Origin of the sequence: Sulfuricurvum sp. (assembly GCF_049587615.1) — a bacterium.
Classification (GTDB): domain Bacteria; phylum Campylobacterota; class Campylobacteria; order Campylobacterales; family Sulfurimonadaceae; genus Sulfuricurvum.
Map to the genome: position 1 here is coordinate 56,504 of NZ_JBAVEF010000046.1, position 17,342 is coordinate 73,845.

Consider the following 17,342-nt stretch of genomic DNA (forward strand, 5'->3'; position numbering starts at 1 on the left):
CACGATTCTTTGCTTCTTCCAACCCTCTGACGTAGAATATTTCTTTGTTATGGCATATGCCCTTTAAGTATTTCAGCCCATACGGCATACCCTTGCGCATTCAAATGTTGACCGTCCGTCGTGTAGATATCCAATAAAACGCCCTCAGGGGCAAGCTTCTTATTGAGATCAATGAAACGTATCTTGTTGCTTTTTGCAAAATGTTTCAATTTGCGGTTCAGCACGATAACCTTTGGATTGAGACCGGGGCGATCGGTCAATAAAATGCTTTGAATGACCGGGGTGATTTTTTGGGACGTGAGGGTATTGATGATTGTGACATAATTATGAAAAACCTCTTCGACACGTAATCCTCGCGAAAGGTCATTGACTCCGATCATAATAAAACAGATTTTAGGGTGAGAGCCCAAGTATTCCATTCGATCCAACAAACCTGCCGTTGTATCCCCCGAAATTCCTCTGTTTACAATATCATTCCGCCCCATAAGTTCATTCCAATGCCCCTCTTCCGTAATCGAATCACCGAGCATGACATACGAAGATTTTGGGTTGGAGCGTTTGAAAAATTCTACCCTCTCGTGATAGTGTTTATTTTTGGTCATTATTTTGTATTTGAGCTGCTGTATCGGCTCATACGGAAACATTTTATACTTCCAAACCGCTACCCCGTACCCAAGGGTAAAAAGTATCGCGCTCCCCACACAATATTTTTTAAAAAACACTCAACATTCCAATCTCGTCCATGATTTAAAAATCATACGAAAATCAACTCGCAAATCCGCTTTTAAAGTTGTCCTTCTGAACGACAATCTGTTTTTGTTTCTCTTTACGCAGCGTATCTTTTTCGACAAATATTTTTTTTCGGGTTTGCGGGTCCATCTCGGTGTAATACATCACGGCCGAATAGGTCCCCGGAGTCGGGGTAAAGACCTGTGCCTGTTCCGGGTTCATTTTAAGCTCTTCAGAGGTAAACCGTTTCAGATCGTGCATATCTTTCTCGGTGCATCCGGGATGGGCGGCGATCAGATAGTAGGTCAGAAACTGATTTTTACCCTCTTCTTTGTTCAATCTGTCGTAAAGCTTTTTAAAATCGACGAGGGTCTGTTTGCCCGGTTTGTTCATCAGATGCAGAACATGCGGCGACGTATGTTCGGGAGCCACTTTCATCTGTCCGGAGATATGGTGACGCACCATCTCTTTGAGGTACTCATAACCGTTGCGTTTGTCCTCGTTGATCAGATCGTAACGGACACCCGAAGCGACAAACGCTTTTTTAATCCCCCGCACTTCGCGCAACCGCCGCAAAAGATTAATAACACGGGTGTGATCCACTTTCATCGATTTGCACAGATGGGTATCATCGACACACCGCTGATGATCGCACGTCCCGTGTTTCAGTTTTTTATTGCACTCATACCCGTACATGTTTGCCGTCGGACCGCCGACATCGGAGATGATCCCTTTGAAATCTTTGTATTCGGTAAACTGTGCCGCCTCGGCTAAAATCGATGCTTCGCTGCGGGTACGAATCGTTCTCCCCTGATGGACACCGATCGCGCAAAAGTTGCACTCCCCCCAGCACCCCTGATGGGTCATAATCGAAAATTTGATCGTCTCAAGACACTTCACAGCGCCTTTTGGTCGATGGTAGGGGTGAAGTTCACGGGTAAACGGCAGTGCGGATACGGCGTCCATCTCGTTTTCATCGAGATAATCGGCGGGAGGATTTTGGATACTGTAACGTCCATCCACCTCTTGGCAAAGCCCGTGGGCCGAAATAGGATCGTTATTATTGTAAAACAGGTCAAACAGATCGATGTATTTCTCTTTCTCGTCCAAACACTCCTGATGGGAAGGGAGCCTCAAATACCCTTCACGCGCCTCTTTGGAAATATAACATACCCCTCGAATGTTATAGGGTGATTCCCCCTTTTCCAGCGCTTTGGGAAGAGCAATAATCGCCCCCTCCCCCATCCCGTAGATCAGATAGTCGGCTTTGGAATCAAACAAGATCGGTTTGCGCAGTTTGTTGCTCCAATAGTCGTAATGGGTGACGCGGCGCAGACTCGCTTCGATCCCCCCCAAGACAATGGGGACGGTGTTTTTGAAATGTTTACGGATGAGATTGGTGTAAACGAGAACTGCGCGATCAGGACGGGCGTTATTGACACCGCCGGGGGTGTAGTCGTCGCTTTTACGAAATTTTTTGGTTGCCGTGTAGTTGGAAACCATCGAATCGACACTCCCGCCGCTTACCCCCCAAAACAGCCTCGGTTCCCCCAAACGCATCACATCGTCCGTCGTGATCTCGGGTTGTCCGATGATACCGACACGGTACCCCTCCCGTTCCAATATCCGCCCCACGACGGCAACGCCGATAAAGGGGGAATCGATATAGGCATCGCCGGAAACGAGGATAACATCACATTGATCCCATCCTCGTTCATCCATTTCGGCACGGGTAGTAGGAAGATATTTCAGGTGTTCGGGGGTAATTGTTTTCATAACGCGATTGTAACATACGTTCGTCATCCTCGGACTTGATCCGGGGATCCATCTTCTTTACTTAAGATTACCATTCCTTTAGCTGGATTTACCCGCAGGGGGCACAATGCCCGCCTTCGCGGGAATGACAAGAAACCTGCGTTATAATAGTTTCATGGAAAATAATCTAAATCAAGAGATCATTGAGCATCTCATGCACCCTCGCAATTACGGTCCGATCGAAAGCCCTAGCGGAGTCGGCGTCGGGCACAGTGAACAAAGCGGCGAATTCGTCATTTTTTATCTCAGCACCAAAGATAACATTCTCGAAAATGTCGGATATGCCACAAACGGATGTCACGATACCGTCGTACTCGGATCAATGTTTACCGAAATGATCAAAGGCGAATCCTTGGAATATGCAAAAAGTGCGGCAGAAAAGCTTCGTGAAAAAGTCGCGCAAGGCCCCGTAAAACAGCAAGCATGCGCCAAAATGGTTCTTAGCGCGTTTGAAGCGGCCGAAATTCATGAACGCCAACGCAATGAAGGCTCAAAGCAAGAAATGCATACGATTGAAATCGGCATGGAATGTGAGGTAGAATAATGATCGATGCAACCCTCTTTAAACGTAAACATCAGCTCTGGCTCCGGATCGCATTTCTCTCCTTCTCGGTCAGTGACCCATGGGTCAAAAATCGTCTGTATGAATTTTCCCAAATTGAATTTCGCCATCTCAAATGGCTTGCGCAGTCACTATATGAAAACCATTCCGCCTACGATTATGAACGTGATCCGGCATTCAATATTGAAAGCGAATCTTTTTTTACCCTTGTTCACACAACGATCAATGAGATTAAAACGCTCCATCTTTTGTATGGAGCAACACCGTTGTGTGAACGGATGCGCCATGATGAGAACTATATCCTCTCCACACTCAACGCGTATCTCGAAAAACTCTCGCTGGATGAACCTATCAAAGCCTTTGACCGCTCCCGTCATTGGCCGGATGCCCTTCTAAGTGCTGCTGAGATTGACGCTCTGACACTGTTTTTATTTGAAGAGCTTTACAAAGAGTACGAACTGATCATGGTCTATTTTTACCGGCAAATACGTGCTGCTACCCCCTCTCAAGTGAGCCATTTTCAGGACCTAATCGATGAATCGCACTTTCATCTCCGTTCCTTCGGCGAAATGATGGCGAAGATGGGAATCTTAGCCCTCCCCAGACCTCTCCATCCACGGACATATAAGATCACCGACATGGGGAGATTTCTCCGCTCCGGGATACTCGAAGAGGAAAATGCCAAAGAGGAGTGCCGCAAACTCTCCTCCTCCATCACGGATGAAAAGCTCTCCAGTTTTTTTGAGTTTATCAATTTTCAAGAGAGCTATCACATTGAAATTATGAAAAAACTACTTAAGGAAATGTAATGGAAGAACAAGGAAATATTTTTATACTGTTGGCAGTTGTCGCGATTTTTCTATTTGTCCTTACCCGAAAGAAATAGAGTGTATAACTGACCTTACGCACTTAAATTGTACAAGTGTATTAAGGGGAGTTTTTCCCGTATCGTGAACGATACGGGTAGCTTTAGGGGGTTGTAGGGACATTTGTCCCTGCCACTTTTATGGGCTTTGCCCAGAAAGTGCGTAACATCAGTGTATAATACACGAACATGAGATCAAGATAGGTGAAGAAGTAGAATGGAATATGTAAAGGTCAAACAACAGTTATTAAGAGAGCAACGGACGTGGCTCGTAACGGGGGTAGCGGGTTTTATCGGTTCAAACCTGGCAGAAGAGCTGTTAAAACTAAATCAAAAAGTGATATCACTGGATAATTTTTCGACAGGCCACCGATACAACCTGGAACACATCAAGAAATCGGTGACACCGGAGCAATGGGAAAATTTTACCTTTGTGGAAGGGGATATTTCCCATTATGACACCTGTAAGGCCATCACCAAAGACGTGGATGTCGTTCTTCATCAAGCGGCGCTGGGATCGGTACCAAGGTCGATCGATGATCCGGTTGTTTCCAACAATTCGAATGTCACCGGATTTTTGAATATGCTGAGTGCCGCCAAAGAGAACGGCGTCAAACGTTTCGTCTATGCTTCCTCCTCTTCGGTGTATGGCGACTCGCAGGAACTTCCAAAAGTCGAAGCGAGAACCGGTAACCTCCTCTCCCCCTATGCTGTGACAAAATATGTCAATGAGCTCTATGCCGGCGTCTTTCAAAAATGTTATGGGATGGAACCGATTGGCCTGCGCTATTTCAATGTTTTCGGAAAGAGACAAGACCCTAACGGTGCCTATGCGGCCGTTATCCCCAAATGGATCGGCCAATTACTCAATGGGGAAGATGTCTACATCAACGGCGACGGTGAGACGAGCAGAGACTTTACCTTTATCGACAACGTCGTGCAAGCCAATATTTTAGCCGGCATGACGCAAAATGAAAAAGCCTTCGGTCAAGCATTCAATACGGCGGTCGGGGGTCGTGAGACCCTTAATAACCTTTATAACGCCATCATAACCGGTTTAAAAACCCACCTCAGCGATTTTGAAATGAGAGAACCCGTTTACCGCGATTTTCGCGCGGGTGACATTCGCCACTCCAACGCAAATATCGATAAACTGAAAGAATTGCTCCGGTATGAACCGACACATACGCTCGAAGATGGGTTAAAAGAATCGATCGCGTGGTATATCAACGACATAAAAGGAAAAAATTGATGGATAAAATTGCTGTAATCGGTTTGGGATATGTAGGGCTTCCGCTGGCCCATGCCTTTTCGTCAAAATACAAAGTCGTCGGGTTTGACATCGCCCAGTGGCGGATCGATGAACTCAGAAGCGGCCACGACCGGACACTGGAGCTAAATGCAGCCCAACTCGCGGAAGCGCTAGCAAACGGTATGGAGTTTACCCTCAACCTCGACGATATACGCGACTGCAACGTCTATATCGTCACCGTCCCGACCCCCATCGACAAAAACAAACGCCCCGATCTGACCCCGCTGATCAAAGCCTCCGAAACGGTCGGTAAAGTGCTGAAAAAAGAGGATATCGTCATTTATGAATCGACGGTCTATCCCGGAGCAACCGAAGAGGACTGCGTCCCGGTACTGGAGAAGTTCAGCGGATTAAAATTTAATGTCGATTTTTTCTGCGGATACAGCCCCGAGCGGATCAATCCGGGAGACAAAGAGCATACCGTCACCAAAATCCTCAAAGTTACCTCCGGAAGCACCCCTCAAATCGGAAAAAAAGTCAATGAACTGTACGCTTCCATTATCACGGCGGGAACCCATCTCGCCCCTACGATGAAAGTGGCCGAAGCGGCCAAAGTAATCGAAAACTCTCAACGCGATATCAACATCGCTTTTGTCAATGAACTTTCGATGATCTTCAACCGGATGGGGATCGATACCAATGCCGTCCTCGATGCGGCGGGAACCAAATGGAATTTCCTTAAATTCAAACCGGGACTGGTCGGGGGACACTGCATCGGAGTAGACCCGTACTACCTTACCCACAAAGCTCAGGAGCTGGGCTATAACCCCGAAATCATCCTGGCGGGTCGACGGCTCAATGACAATATGGGAATCTACGTTGCCAATCAGGTGATCAAACTGATGATTAAAAAAGGGCACAAGATTGAGGGGTCGAAAGTGCTCGTACTGGGGATCACGTTCAAAGAGAACTGCCCCGATATCCGAAATTCAAAAGTGATCGATGTCATCCATGAACTCAAAGAGTTCGGATGCAATGTCGATGTCTCCGATTATTGGGCGGACAATACGGAAGTAGAGCATGAATACGGGTTAACCCTGACCGAAGAGCCGAATAAAGAGGAATACGAAGCCGTTATTTTGGCCGTGGCTCATGATCAATACAAACATCTGCGTTTCGACAATAAAAATCAGGTGGTGTTTGATATCAAGTCCATCATTGACAATGCGGATGGAAGACTCTAACTAAATTCTACCGGCTTTGATACCGGCTTCGGTTTCAGCCCTCTCCCGGCACCGAAACGGAATAGAGACGTCCGTTCCCGGCTTACACGCCATATCCAGATGGGCTCGGGATACGCAGGAGCCGTATTTGTAGCCGATCTCATAACAACTCTCTTCGACGATGTACGCAGAAGGGCGGGTATCCTCTGCTTTGCGTACCTTCAAATAATCACACTCCTCTTCCCCAGATTTTCGCGTATCCCCCTGATTGATAAAAAAGAGCGTTTTGGAACTCTCCGAGCCTTTCGGCGTGTACAAAAAGAAATCGATTTCCCGTATGAAAGAGATAGGAACCCTATGGCTGAATGTCCCGTTGAGTGTCTCTATATCACGGTAATACGATTTGCCGCATTCTCCTCCGTATACGACGCTTAACGTCGCATTAGGAGGTGTAATCCGTCCCGCGATTGTGATGGAATCCGTTCTCTCCGAATCGACCGTTATCTCTACTGTATCGGAATCTTCGGAGAGCGGTGAAGCCGGTGCAAGGATCTCAATCGAAGGGGTATCCTCACATGCCGAAAAAACAAGCAAGGAGAAACAGAGGCAAATGATTTTAATGCTAGAAACAAAGTTCATACGACCACTAACCGCCAGCCGCCTGATATCTCCAAAACTAGCGTACTAGATTGGGTTTGTAGAAAGACAAATCGGCAAAAACGTCATTTTCATTTTCTTCAAAAGCACGGATCACCACCGGATGGAATGCCTGGCCGCTCAATTTTTTGACTTCATCTGCAGCTTTTCCGAACGGTTTCCCCGGTCGATACGATCGATCGCTGATTAAGCCGATAAAGTGTTCTGCAAAACCGAGGATATAGGCTGCAAGGGGAATTTCATCTCCCAAAAGTCCCAAAGGGTACCCTTGACCGTCATAACGTTCGTGATGATATTTAATCAAATCTCCGATCGGATAGATTTGATTGAGCGGTTCAACGATAATGCTGCCGTAAAGAGGATGATTGCGGATCGTATCCATTTCGCTTTCGGTGAGTTTATCCTCCTTGCCTAAGGAGAAACTCACATCGGCAATCATTCCGATATCGTGAATTTTTGCCGCTATTTCAATACTCTTGACCGTCTTGCTCTCGATTTGCAGAGTTTGCGCAAGACGCAGTGCAACGGCACCCACCAAATCCGAGTGATGATTAAAATAGGGAAATTCCAATTCCATCGCCTCATTCGAATGAATCAAAAATTGTAAGAACTGCTCTGCATTTTTCAGATTGTCTTCTTCCTGCACGAATAAAGAATAAGAGGAGTCAACAAACCCCCCAATTGTGTTTAATTGACCCGGTTCCAAAGGTTTTGAGGTCACAACACTCATCCGGCATCCGGAATGGTGGATATAAAACTCTTTTGAAACCCCTTGGGAATCTTTTTTCCCATAATGAAAGGAGTGATTGTTTTTTTCATCATGAATCACCACTTCAAGAGCCCGTATCGCTTTCATAATGATGTTCGAGATAAAAAAGAAAAAGCGTTCACGGTCATATTGCCACGATAAGAATGAGGAGGATAATTTTGTCGTAATCGCAGCAATGCGGGCCTGTCGTTCACTTGAAAGTTCCATCGAAACCAAACCGTGCAGTTTGATCCCGTTTTCGCATAATACGTGGATTTGTCGGTATAAATCGGTATCGGGCTGAAGGGGATTATCGCGTGTATAGATTCGGACAATATTCGATTGGTTGTTTTCGACAAAAGAGGTAATAAAAAAATTACCCGATTTTTCCCCTTCTCTAAAAATGTCTTTTGTACTGATCAAAAGCGGCATACAGACATGCTTTTCACCCTCCGTTACATTCAGTTCAAATGTCAATCCGTACCATTCATCACGGTGGGTATACATCGCGAGATATTCACCCTTCGCTGCTTTGCAAATCTCTTTAAATACTTTTTCGATTTCCGTTCCATTCGCTGCATGGGAAAATTTTTCAATAATTTCCACATTTGTGTGGAAATTTTGGGTACTTTTTCGATTTTCCAACCTGAGTTTAACAATAAAACCAATCAACGCAACAATAACTGCAAGCCAAAACAATGCAGGTATGCTCTCCAGCATTGATCCCGCCCCCCCGGCTGAAGAGGTCACGGCATCCGGGATCACGGTATTGGCAATATAACGCGTTTCTTCCAATGTCGCCATGGGATTGCTCCTTAATATTTTTGATACTTTGAATAATCACCTTCTATATTGCTTTTATCATCAATATATTTTGAGCGTTTATCCGATTCATAATAGGTTTTTCGCACTTTCCCCTGATCCGCTTTGTTAAGGGTCACTTCAATCAAGGCTTTGGTGGATGGCTGTATCGCATAATCAGGATTTTTTAGAGGAATCTGAATGATCATTCTCCCTATTTGAGGATCCACAACGGGAACAATACGATCGACAATTCCCACACGCTGGATTTGCGGCATGGTCATAAACGAAATTTTAACTTTCTGCCCCTCTTTGACATATTGATAGAGTCCTGCAGCTAATGCTCCGTACACTACGATCCGTTCAATATTGACAATTTGCCCCATTTCGTCATTTCCCGAGACCCGCTGACCCGGTTGCAGTTTGAAATTGGTCAGGAAACCGTCGGTTGCCGCCAAAATGTTGGTCCGCTCCAGCTTATGTTTCAGCTGAGCCAATTCACCGTAATACTCTTCCAGCATTCCTCGATCGACAGCTTGCACTTTATTGCGTTCCAATTCAGTCGTACGCCGTTCTTCTTCACTGACCAACAGTGTCAGATAACGGTCTTCGGCATTATCGAACTCGATTTTACTTGCAGCTCCCATGTGATAAAGCTGGGCAATTTTTTGCAGCTGAAGTTTTGCGTTGTCGATAACGGCCTCATTCTCGGGCCCTCCGCCGCTTTTTTTGAAATACCCCAGCGATCTCTCTTTGGCTCTAATTTTTGCACGAACTTTTTCGATTTCAATCAAAATCGGCTCTTTGTCATAGACCGCAATCACGTCCCCTTTCTGAACACGATCCCCGTTTCGCTTCAACACCTGAAGAATCTCCCCTTCATTCGTTGTCAGAACTTTGGCTTCATCGATCGGCCGGACAAATCCTTCCAACCGGAGAACCGTTTCATTATTAACCTCTTTGATCTGCTTCTCTTCGGCAGATTTTACACACCCTGAAAGAAGTATCGCAGTCGCAGTGACGACTGCAGCAAGCGTGAATCCCCTCATCTTTTCCCCTCGTATATTGTTATTTCCGACATAGTAATATCCTTGTTCCTCTCTTCCATACGCACCATTTTCATCAACGGAATATCTTTATAGAAAATAACCGCCATAGCCAATACCATCGGAACCAGATTCAAAAGCAAATGGAAAACAACGGCCACGGCCAACGCTTCCTCTTTCGCAATGCCATACCATCCCATCGCCAAAACCATTCCGGCATGAAAGGTGCCCGTCCCTCCGGGTGTCAGCGGTATGGACCACGCGATCGAACTCACCAAATAAATGACAAACATTTCTCCCCATGAAAGGTCAAATGACGCGACGACCTTCAGGAAAAATGCTACGGTCAAAAAATAAACGATACGAAGTGCCAAGGTATAACCCAAAACCATCAGTGTACGGTTCGCCCCGAAATCGCGAGAAATCGATCGAATAATCTTTTGGGAGTAGATCCGAAGAAAACGGACCGGTATTCGCGCGATCACGGAGCGGACCACTCTCCCCTTTTTCATTTTTAATGCAAAAACCGTTCCGATCATCACAGCGACCAGCAAGGCCGAAATCCCCTGCAAAAGGGTATTTCCCGTTACAATCCCGGCACCGGCGGCCAAAAAACATGCCACCATAAAAATGTCGGCACCCCGTTCAATCACCATTGCACCGACACCGTAATTGACAGGGTAATGGTACATATTACGCAGATAGATCAAGCGGGATATTTCCCCCAATTTTGCCGGCAAAATCACATTGAGCAGCCCCCCCACCACAATCGACTCAAACGAGGCCTGAAACGAACACCGCAAACGGGTCAAAAAGCGCCAGCGGATCGCCTGAACAGCGTCATTGGCAATAATCAAAAGAACCCCCGCTGCCAGGAAAACGGCGCTGTATCCAGCCAAAGAGACCCGAACCGAGTTCCAGTCGATCCCCAATACCAGATAACGGACAATCGCTACGATCAAAATAATTTTAATGACGGTAAAAAACCATTTTTTATAGCGTTGGGCACTCATGCTGTTGTCTCACTCTCGATACGGTTCGCATCGATCTTTTTCAACAATCGTGCCGGAACCCCTCCGACGATGCTGTTATTTTCGACATCCTTGGTTACAACGGCATTGGCCGCGATCACAACATTACTGCCGATGGTTACTGGGCCGATAATCCGGGCCCCCGCACCGATCCATACATTGTCCCCGATTCTGACGGGAGCAGGATCTACTGCGTCTCGCATCATCACCCCCTCTTCATCATAGCAGTGCGTTCCCGATATGATCGAGGCGTTATGGGAAAGCATTACATGATTCCCCATCCGCAATCCGTCACAGTCAATCCAGGTATTGTTCCAGACACTGATATGCGATCCGAAGGTAGCGGTGGAAAGATCACCGATAAAATAGGCCCCCGGCATCACCGCAATGTTCTCCCCGCAATGGCCGAAAAGACGTTGGATGAAAGCGTATCTCAGCGCTACTCCTAGATATCCGGGAATTCCTCGCATCCATCCAAACAATCCCATCGCAATAGGACGCGGCAATAGGTATAAAAAATACGCAACGCTCATCAGCACCGGTTTGGCGATGCGAAACGCTTTTTCCCCTTTGTGAAACGATGGTGATGTTCTCATCCGATGGCTCTTTCCGCAACGATGGAGGCCAAAGTTTGTGATCCTTGCGCAACGTGTTCAATTGTCCCTAAAGGAGAACCGAAGCGGGCCAAATAAAAGGCCAACACAACCGGGGATATCCCTTTTACATAGCTTTGCACCGTTTCTGTCATACTCAAAAGATCGAACGGATGTACGTAAATGACACGAATCTCATCCGGATCAAATTTTGCTCCGAGCAGATTGATCCATTTGATCCCGGCGGGAAAACGGCCATAGATGGTCGAGACCGGAATTTCGGGCAAGAGACCGTATTCATGCTGCCGATGTTCATAGCGCCCTTTTAAGGATGTGTTTACCGAGCTTGAATCGTAGACAAAACCCATCGAGGCAAGAACCTCTTCGGTGTAACGGTTTTTTCGAAACTGCGGGGTCCGAAAACCTACCACGTTGACTCCCAGCGCATCTTCGAGGGTCTCCTTGGAAGAGCGTATCTCTTCTTCCAGCTCACCACGCGACAGTGTGTCGTATCGGAGATCATGATGAAACCCGTGTGACGCAATTTCATGTCCCGCATCGGCAATCGATCGGAGCATCGGCGTTGTGGCCGCAACCGTTTCGGCCGAAACAAAAAAAGTCCCCTTCGCTCCTGCCCTCTCAAGGCACTCCAGTAAAGGGAGGGTAACGTGTTCAATCGCTTTGGCGGTTTTGACACGGCCGCCCCAATCGAATTCGTAATCGATGCTAATGTTAATCATCAACTCTCTTTCGTTACGCAGTTTAAACTCCACATCTCTCGACGAACCGTACTCAGCTGATCGGAAATGAGGGCAAAGACAAACAGCATGACGGTTGCGATAAACAGAGCAAGCGTCGTATCGGTCATATTGAACATAATCAGATCCCGTCCAAGAGATACCATCGTCAACAAGGCAAAGAAGAAGACGATCGGAAGAATAACACGGAGCGGTTTGAAAATCATCCCCATTTGCAATACTTTCAAGATCGCCCGGAAGCCCGCTTTCATGTTCACCATGCTTTTCCCTTCTTTACGCATTTGAATATTGATGGGAACATAAACGATGGGCTTTTCATCTGAAATGTAGGCCAGTGTTTGGGAGGTCGTAAAGCTAAAACGATCCGAGCAGACATGAAAATAGCGCATGGCATCAAAGCGGTTAAAAACACGGAAACCGGAGTTGAGATCTTTGATATCGTAGCTGAAGAGGTTATTGGCCAATGCACTCAGTACGATCTTTCCGAGGATGCGCTTGGATTGCGTCTGCGTGATTCCCCGGGCTCCGACGACCATACCCCCCGTTTCGTAATTCTGAAGCAGTGTGGGGATATCCTCCGCCAGATGCTGTCCGTCAGAATCCATGATGATCACCGTATCATGTTTCGCAGCGCGGATGCCGCTCTTGAGCGCTGCACCGTATCCCTTGTTTATTTTGTGCTCAACCATATGGATAAAATCGATACTGCGCAATATTTCGCCGCTGTTGTCGCGTGATGCGTCATTGACACATACGATTTCATACCGTCCCGAGAAACCGAAGCTGTCCAAGTCCCGACGGAGATTTTCCAAAACCGATCGGATCGTTTTCCCTTCATTGTAAACCGGAATCACAATGGAAAAGTTGTTGATACATTCCTCATTTTGCTGTACGTCCATTATAATCCACACTCCCTCTCTCACTAAATTCAAAAAATCCCGACACCACCATGATAGAGTGCACAATCAATCATGGAAAAAAATAGTATTATTATACCTTCTTATTAGAGCTCGACAAATAAACTCGAAACATTTTCAGGAATCCGCCAAGTAGCGGCGAAGTTTCGGACCTGCAAAATCGGCGATCCATTTAGGAAGTTTCTTCCACACTTTGGACACCAGTGAATACTTCGCATAAATATTCTCCTCTTTGTGGCGAAGAATCGCCAGCCCGACCGGCTGCGCCCCCATCTTTTTTTTAAATTGATAGGTACCGCCGCCATAAGGGCTCCGTCCGCAATCGAATATCTCTTTTTCTTTCTCCATAGCACGGTAAATGGCGTCGCGATAGATCGCTTCATTGGCAAAAGTCTCGGCATATTTGCGATCCGATGCGGCGTAAGGGTTCCAAGCGATTAGATCATCATAGACTACGATCAAAGCGGCAGCGGGCTCTTGATTCACATACGCTACCGCCACTTCCAGCTCAATATATTCCCCCACCGTTTCAAACAATTTTTTGGCCAACGGCGGTGTTCCGAGCCGATGCATCGTCATGGTATAGAGATGATAGAAATCGTCCATCAATACCGGATTGTTTCCGATCATGCAGATCACACCGCTTTCATCGGCTCGGCGCAGGTTCCGCCGTTTGGTCGAATGAAACCGGCCAAAAACCGTTTCACGGCTCTCATTTTTGATCCAAAGGCGCATGGTTACCGGCTCATCAGAGGTGAAAGAGGTTTTATGAGGATCCAACGTGCGGATATTGAAGTGCTTTCCGCTGACCTGAGCAAGCAACTCTCCCGCATCTTCACGCGCCACATCCGAATAGGTCAATCCGGGCAGATAGCACCATGTTTCTGAACCGCCCAATGAGGGAACGGCCAAAAAATCTCCCGATGCAGAATAGCGGTAAAATTTTTGATACGCTTCACGCCACCCCTTGACAAAAGCAGGCGTCAAAAGAGCATCCAATTTTTTTGTATTTCTCTCACTCATCCCCGTAGCATCCCTCTTCATAATTCATTGCCCATTATACGTACCCCTAACTTAATTGTGTTCATTTCTTCTCATCGGCAAAATTATTGTCGCGGTAGAATATTTCTTTGACCTTGGGCGGCTCATTTTTTCGTTTTTCTTCCCGAAACAGCTCATCCATGTAATCTTGGTTATCCAAAATATACACGGTGGCATGATCGGACTGATACCACACTTTCAACCGTCCCGGATGATGAAGCTGATAGACCAGTATCCACTCTTGAAAATTTTCCTGAACGGTCTCACGCCACCGGTAATACCACTCCCCCATCCCCTTGTAGGTATGGGGGCGATTTTCCAAGAACAAAAAAACGATCGGTGTCGGCACCCGCAAATAACGGTCTTCCGGATCGTATTCATTGATAAAATCATGGGTATTGTAGTGATACCCTTTCGTTAAAATTTCCGCATATTCAGGGTTGTAGGAGATAATCGTCCAGGTAAACGGCTGAAAATCCTTCTTGATTTTATAGGCGCAATAGCCAAAATCCGAGTATTCGATATTGTTCAGTTCTTTCCAAAAATTCTCTTTTTCAACCCATTTCGGAGTGACCCAGGCAATCGCTACCGCTGCCGCCAAAGCAACCAAAGAATAGAAAACACGAACCGAACCGTACTTCGCAAAACGAGAAAGCGGCGCGGCGATCAGGATGTAAAAATAAAAAGCCCCGATCAAAGACCATGAGAGCAGCAGTGCTTCCGCTGCCCGGGTTGCGTCCACCAGCTGTGGGATTCCGAAAATGGTCGCCATGTAGATAAACAATACCCCCAGTGCCACCAGGGCCGATGAACTCCATTCAAAACGGCGCCGTGCAAACTGTGCAAGGAGAAAAAAAAGAAATACAGCGGCAACAAAGGCCAACAGGGTCATGGAGGGGAGTAAAATACGCATCTCTTCAAAATCAAAATCGGCAGCGGCAACAAACTGTTCGGACTGTTCCGCCGATTTTTGGACGATACCCAGCCTCTGAAGGGTAGCATCAATGATCGGTGCCGCGGCACCGATGGGCCCCAATCCGCCGTATTTGAAAATGGAAAGAAGCCAGGCATTTCCGACAATCGCCCCTCCGAGAACGGCTAAAAATCCCCAACCGAGCTTTGCTTTGGTAAACTTGCCATTTAACGCGGCCCATAGTGCAATCGGAACACTTGCCGCAACCAGATAAAAAGCGATCCCTCCATGGAAGGTAAACATCAAAAGCAAGGTTACCCCATACCACCAGATATACTTCCGCTCGTCAGACGCAAACGATTTAATCAAAAAATAGAGGTTAGGAAGAAAAAAGGTATAGCCCAGTTCATACGGGAGGCCGCAGGAATTACGGGTATAGGGGGTCATCCCGACGGAGCCTGAGGGAAGTTTTGAAGGGTCTGGAGGCCAGGGAAGATACAGTTCAAAACCAAAAAAATTCGTAATCGTAGGGTTCGTTGTCGTATACGAACGACCCGCAAAAAAATCGATTAACGGTGTCATCAATACGACACCGAAAACAAACACCGCGAATAGCCCGGCCGGCATGGAACCGGTCATTTTCCGAACAAAATAAAATAGGCCGAAAAGGAGAAACAGTACGGTAAAAAACGGATAGAGACTAAAAACGACATGGAGAGGCGCATTCGAAAGGTTGGCTATTAAAAAAGCGAGGATCGTCATTCCGTAAAAATCGGCACCAAACGTTTTCCCCTCATAAAAAAGTTCACCGCGGTACAAAAAGGAGACCCATTCAAAAAATTGTGCCGTATCCGACGCCCCGTAGGTAAAGGTGAAAAATCCGCGCAATGTGATTAAAAAAGCGGGATAGAGAAAGATCAAAGTGACCACAACCGTTTGCAGGGCCAAAATCCACGAAAAAGCCCGTTTCTTTGCCTCTATTTTTTCAGAAACCGCTTTTTTAATTCGCCCTTTAAAGCCGGAAAAATCATCCAGCATATCGAGTACCGTGATCATGATCCTATTTTGGAGCTTTATAAAATAAAGCCTCAGCGCAATTTTCTGATAATACTTCATCACCAAAAGCTTGGACATAAAGAGGGTTAAAATAAAGAGGGGAAAACTGTAGATTTTCGAAATCAGCATCAGAGGAATAACGATTTCTATATAAAGAACCATATAGAGAATATTGAACATCACTTTGTCATAGCTATCCCGTATCCCGATTTGCGGAAACACTTTGGAGGGAATCCAATAGAAAAAAAGTACCATCATGAAAATCAGTTTGATGAATTCAGGAATCAGTACTTCAAAGACCCAGGGAAGCGCGATAAAGTCAATATAATCAGGCATACATACTCTTTTCCGTTAATGTGTTGACACGGTTATGGCTTCAGTTTCGGATTTTCAATCCATTTTGCATTTTCATCCCCTTTACGCTGCAAAATCCATGAAAGGAGCTTCCATCGATAAAGCTCGCCGTCATCATCGGCATGCCAATAGATCGTTGGAACCGTCGTGACAATCATCCCTTTGCCCAGCACCCCGTAACTGGCATAATTTACCCCTCTCTCATCCATCAGCAAGGTATTGGATTGCAGAATCGGATACGATTCAATAAAACTTGTCGGTTCAAAAGTGACTTTTGAAACCCCCTTTATTTGCGTTGCAGAAGGATGCGCTTTTAAGGCTACGGATTGGGTCGTATAATTCACCATATCGACGGAATTGCTTTTCATCACACGATAGCGCAGCGGAAGACCGAACAACGTCCCATGCTCCCGTGAAAAAAGGCTGATTGTTTTCGCGTCGTTGATACCGCCGTAAGGGTAAAACGTTTCAAACCGGCTCGCCCGAATTCCCGCTTCACTCCACAAAACACCCCCTTTTTCAATCCACTGCTTTAAATTGCCTATTTTTGAAGGGGCAATATTATAGGCTTTGGCGATGTTGGTCATGAAATCATCGGCCATTACACCCGAATCGGCAATGCCGACACTTTGGATATAGATGATGTCGTAATAGGCAGGATTTTGAGAGAGGGCATTCCAGTCTACTTTATCCAAAGAAACGGCTTTCCATGAGACCTTAAGTTCATCGTAAAAATTGCTTTGAAATTTCCCCTGAAAATCAAACGGTGATACAGGAGCGATAAAAGGAAATTCTCTCAGCACCGTTCGATCAATCCATTTGTCGGGAGAATAAATACCGCTTGCCGGTACGCTGTAAACGGCTATCGGCTTATCGTTCATCAGCTCTGTTTTCAGATCTTCAAGCGTATTGTTTTTAGATGCACATCCGGTAAACATGATCATTGCCGCAATCATCCCTATAGCCATACTTTTCTTCATT

General features: G+C 46.3%; 16 protein-coding genes. 4 read left to right on the forward strand and 12 right to left on the reverse strand.

Features of this window, described 5'->3' with window-relative positions; all coding sequences use genetic code 11:
- Positions 1 to 47: 47 nt before the first annotated feature.
- Positions 48 to 701, reverse strand: coding sequence for a GDSL-type esterase/lipase family protein (locus tag WB308_RS07880; RefSeq protein WP_424190663.1), 654 nt, complete (start codon positions 699 to 701; stop codon positions 48 to 50).
- A gap of 64 nt (positions 702 to 765) precedes the next feature.
- A complete protein-coding gene (locus WB308_RS07885; protein WP_424190665.1) occupies positions 766 to 2,505 on the reverse strand; it encodes a YgiQ family radical SAM protein in 1,740 nt (579 codons plus the stop codon).
- 154 nt (positions 2,506 to 2,659) lie between these two features.
- Here WB308_RS07885 and WB308_RS07890 point away from each other — a divergent pair, with 154 nt between their 5' ends.
- The 4 genes from WB308_RS07890 to WB308_RS07905 all read left to right on the forward strand — a co-directional run bounded on the left by WB308_RS07890 (position 2,660) and on the right by WB308_RS07905 (position 6,467).
- Entirely contained in the window at positions 2,660 to 3,088 is a 429-nt protein-coding gene (locus tag WB308_RS07890) for an iron-sulfur cluster assembly scaffold protein (RefSeq protein ID WP_424190667.1), read from the forward strand.
- Positions 3,088 to 3,915, forward strand: a complete 828-nt coding sequence (locus WB308_RS07895) for an iron-binding protein (RefSeq protein ID WP_424190669.1) — start codon at positions 3,088 to 3,090, stop codon at positions 3,913 to 3,915. Before WB308_RS07890 ends, WB308_RS07895 begins: the two co-directional genes overlap by 1 nt.
- A 273-nt stretch (positions 3,916 to 4,188) precedes the next feature.
- Complete coding sequence (locus WB308_RS07900) at positions 4,189 to 5,223, forward strand: SDR family oxidoreductase (protein WP_424190671.1); 1,035 nt, start codon at positions 4,189 to 4,191, stop codon at positions 5,221 to 5,223.
- Entirely contained in the window at positions 5,223 to 6,467 is a 1,245-nt protein-coding gene (locus WB308_RS07905; protein WP_424190673.1) for a nucleotide sugar dehydrogenase, read from the forward strand. The genes WB308_RS07900 and WB308_RS07905 overlap by 1 nt, the downstream gene beginning before the upstream one ends.
- Here WB308_RS07905 and WB308_RS07910 read toward each other — a convergent pair whose 3' ends face one another.
- The 10 genes from WB308_RS07910 to WB308_RS07955 all read right to left on the reverse strand — a co-directional run bounded on the left by WB308_RS07910 (position 6,468) and on the right by WB308_RS07955 (position 17,341).
- Positions 6,468 to 7,085: a hypothetical protein gene (locus tag WB308_RS07910; protein WP_424190675.1), complete on the reverse strand. Its 618-nt coding sequence runs from the start codon at positions 7,083 to 7,085 to the stop codon at positions 6,468 to 6,470.
- Positions 7,086 to 7,122: 37 nt separating this feature from the next.
- Complete coding sequence (locus WB308_RS07915) at positions 7,123 to 8,655, reverse strand: HD-GYP domain-containing protein (RefSeq protein WP_424190677.1); 1,533 nt, start codon at positions 8,653 to 8,655, stop codon at positions 7,123 to 7,125.
- A gap of 11 nt (positions 8,656 to 8,666) precedes the next feature.
- Complete coding sequence (locus tag WB308_RS07920) at positions 8,667 to 9,701, reverse strand: efflux RND transporter periplasmic adaptor subunit (protein WP_424190679.1); 1,035 nt, start codon at positions 9,699 to 9,701, stop codon at positions 8,667 to 8,669.
- Complete coding sequence (locus WB308_RS07925; protein WP_424190681.1) at positions 9,698 to 10,711, reverse strand: lysylphosphatidylglycerol synthase transmembrane domain-containing protein; 1,014 nt, start codon at positions 10,709 to 10,711, stop codon at positions 9,698 to 9,700. The genes WB308_RS07920 and WB308_RS07925 overlap by 4 nt, the downstream gene beginning before the upstream one ends.
- Positions 10,708 to 11,325 (reverse strand): acyltransferase, encoded by a 618-nt coding sequence (locus tag WB308_RS07930; protein WP_424190683.1) that lies wholly within the window; start codon positions 11,323 to 11,325, stop codon positions 10,708 to 10,710. The genes WB308_RS07925 and WB308_RS07930 overlap by 4 nt, the downstream gene beginning before the upstream one ends.
- Complete coding sequence (locus WB308_RS07935; RefSeq protein WP_424190685.1) at positions 11,322 to 12,062, reverse strand: polysaccharide deacetylase family protein; 741 nt, start codon at positions 12,060 to 12,062, stop codon at positions 11,322 to 11,324. The genes WB308_RS07930 and WB308_RS07935 overlap by 4 nt, the downstream gene beginning before the upstream one ends.
- Positions 12,062 to 12,979, reverse strand: coding sequence for a glycosyltransferase family 2 protein (locus WB308_RS07940; protein WP_424190687.1), 918 nt, complete (start codon positions 12,977 to 12,979; stop codon positions 12,062 to 12,064). The genes WB308_RS07935 and WB308_RS07940 overlap by 1 nt, the downstream gene beginning before the upstream one ends.
- A gap of 135 nt (positions 12,980 to 13,114) precedes the next feature.
- Positions 13,115 to 14,020, reverse strand: coding sequence for a GNAT family N-acetyltransferase (locus WB308_RS07945; protein ID WP_424190689.1), 906 nt, complete (start codon positions 14,018 to 14,020; stop codon positions 13,115 to 13,117).
- Between the two features lie 61 nt (positions 14,021 to 14,081).
- Entirely contained in the window at positions 14,082 to 16,343 is a 2,262-nt protein-coding gene (locus WB308_RS07950) for a hypothetical protein (protein ID WP_424190691.1), read from the reverse strand.
- 32 nt (positions 16,344 to 16,375) lie between these two features.
- Positions 16,376 to 17,341: a hypothetical protein gene (locus WB308_RS07955; protein WP_424190693.1), complete on the reverse strand. Its 966-nt coding sequence runs from the start codon at positions 17,339 to 17,341 to the stop codon at positions 16,376 to 16,378.
- Position 17,342 lies beyond the last annotated feature (1 nt).

What these genes read in the sequence shown, in the direction of transcription:
- WB308_RS07885 (WP_424190665.1), bottom strand. Translation starts at nt 2,505, where the DNA reads ATGAAAACAATTACCCCCGAACACCTGAAATATCTTCCTACTACCCGT.
- WB308_RS07890 (WP_424190667.1), top strand. Translation starts at nt 2,660, where the DNA reads ATGGAAAATAATCTAAATCAAGAGATCATTGAGCATCTCATGCACCCT.
- WB308_RS07895 (WP_424190669.1), top strand. Translation starts at nt 3,088, where the DNA reads ATGATCGATGCAACCCTCTTTAAACGTAAACATCAGCTCTGGCTCCGG.
- WB308_RS07900 (WP_424190671.1), top strand. Translation starts at nt 4,189, where the DNA reads ATGGAATATGTAAAGGTCAAACAACAGTTATTAAGAGAGCAACGGACG.
- WB308_RS07905 (WP_424190673.1), top strand. Translation starts at nt 5,223, where the DNA reads ATGGATAAAATTGCTGTAATCGGTTTGGGATATGTAGGGCTTCCGCTG.
- WB308_RS07910 (WP_424190675.1), bottom strand. Translation starts at nt 7,085, where the DNA reads ATGAACTTTGTTTCTAGCATTAAAATCATTTGCCTCTGTTTCTCCTTG.
- WB308_RS07915 (WP_424190677.1), bottom strand. Translation starts at nt 8,655, where the DNA reads ATGGCGACATTGGAAGAAACGCGTTATATTGCCAATACCGTGATCCCG.
- WB308_RS07920 (WP_424190679.1), bottom strand. Translation starts at nt 9,701, where the DNA reads ATGAGGGGATTCACGCTTGCTGCAGTCGTCACTGCGACTGCGATACTT.
- WB308_RS07925 (WP_424190681.1), bottom strand. Translation starts at nt 10,711, where the DNA reads ATGAGTGCCCAACGCTATAAAAAATGGTTTTTTACCGTCATTAAAATT.
- WB308_RS07930 (WP_424190683.1), bottom strand. Translation starts at nt 11,325, where the DNA reads ATGAGAACATCACCATCGTTTCACAAAGGGGAAAAAGCGTTTCGCATC.
- WB308_RS07935 (WP_424190685.1), bottom strand. Translation starts at nt 12,062, where the DNA reads ATGATTAACATTAGCATCGATTACGAATTCGATTGGGGCGGCCGTGTC.
- WB308_RS07940 (WP_424190687.1), bottom strand. Translation starts at nt 12,979, where the DNA reads ATGGACGTACAGCAAAATGAGGAATGTATCAACAACTTTTCCATTGTG.
- WB308_RS07945 (WP_424190689.1), bottom strand. Translation starts at nt 14,020, where the DNA reads ATGAGTGAGAGAAATACAAAAAAATTGGATGCTCTTTTGACGCCTGCT.
- WB308_RS07950 (WP_424190691.1), bottom strand. Translation starts at nt 16,343, where the DNA reads ATGCCTGATTATATTGACTTTATCGCGCTTCCCTGGGTCTTTGAAGTA.
- WB308_RS07955 (WP_424190693.1), bottom strand. Translation starts at nt 17,341, where the DNA reads ATGAAGAAAAGTATGGCTATAGGGATGATTGCGGCAATGATCATGTTT.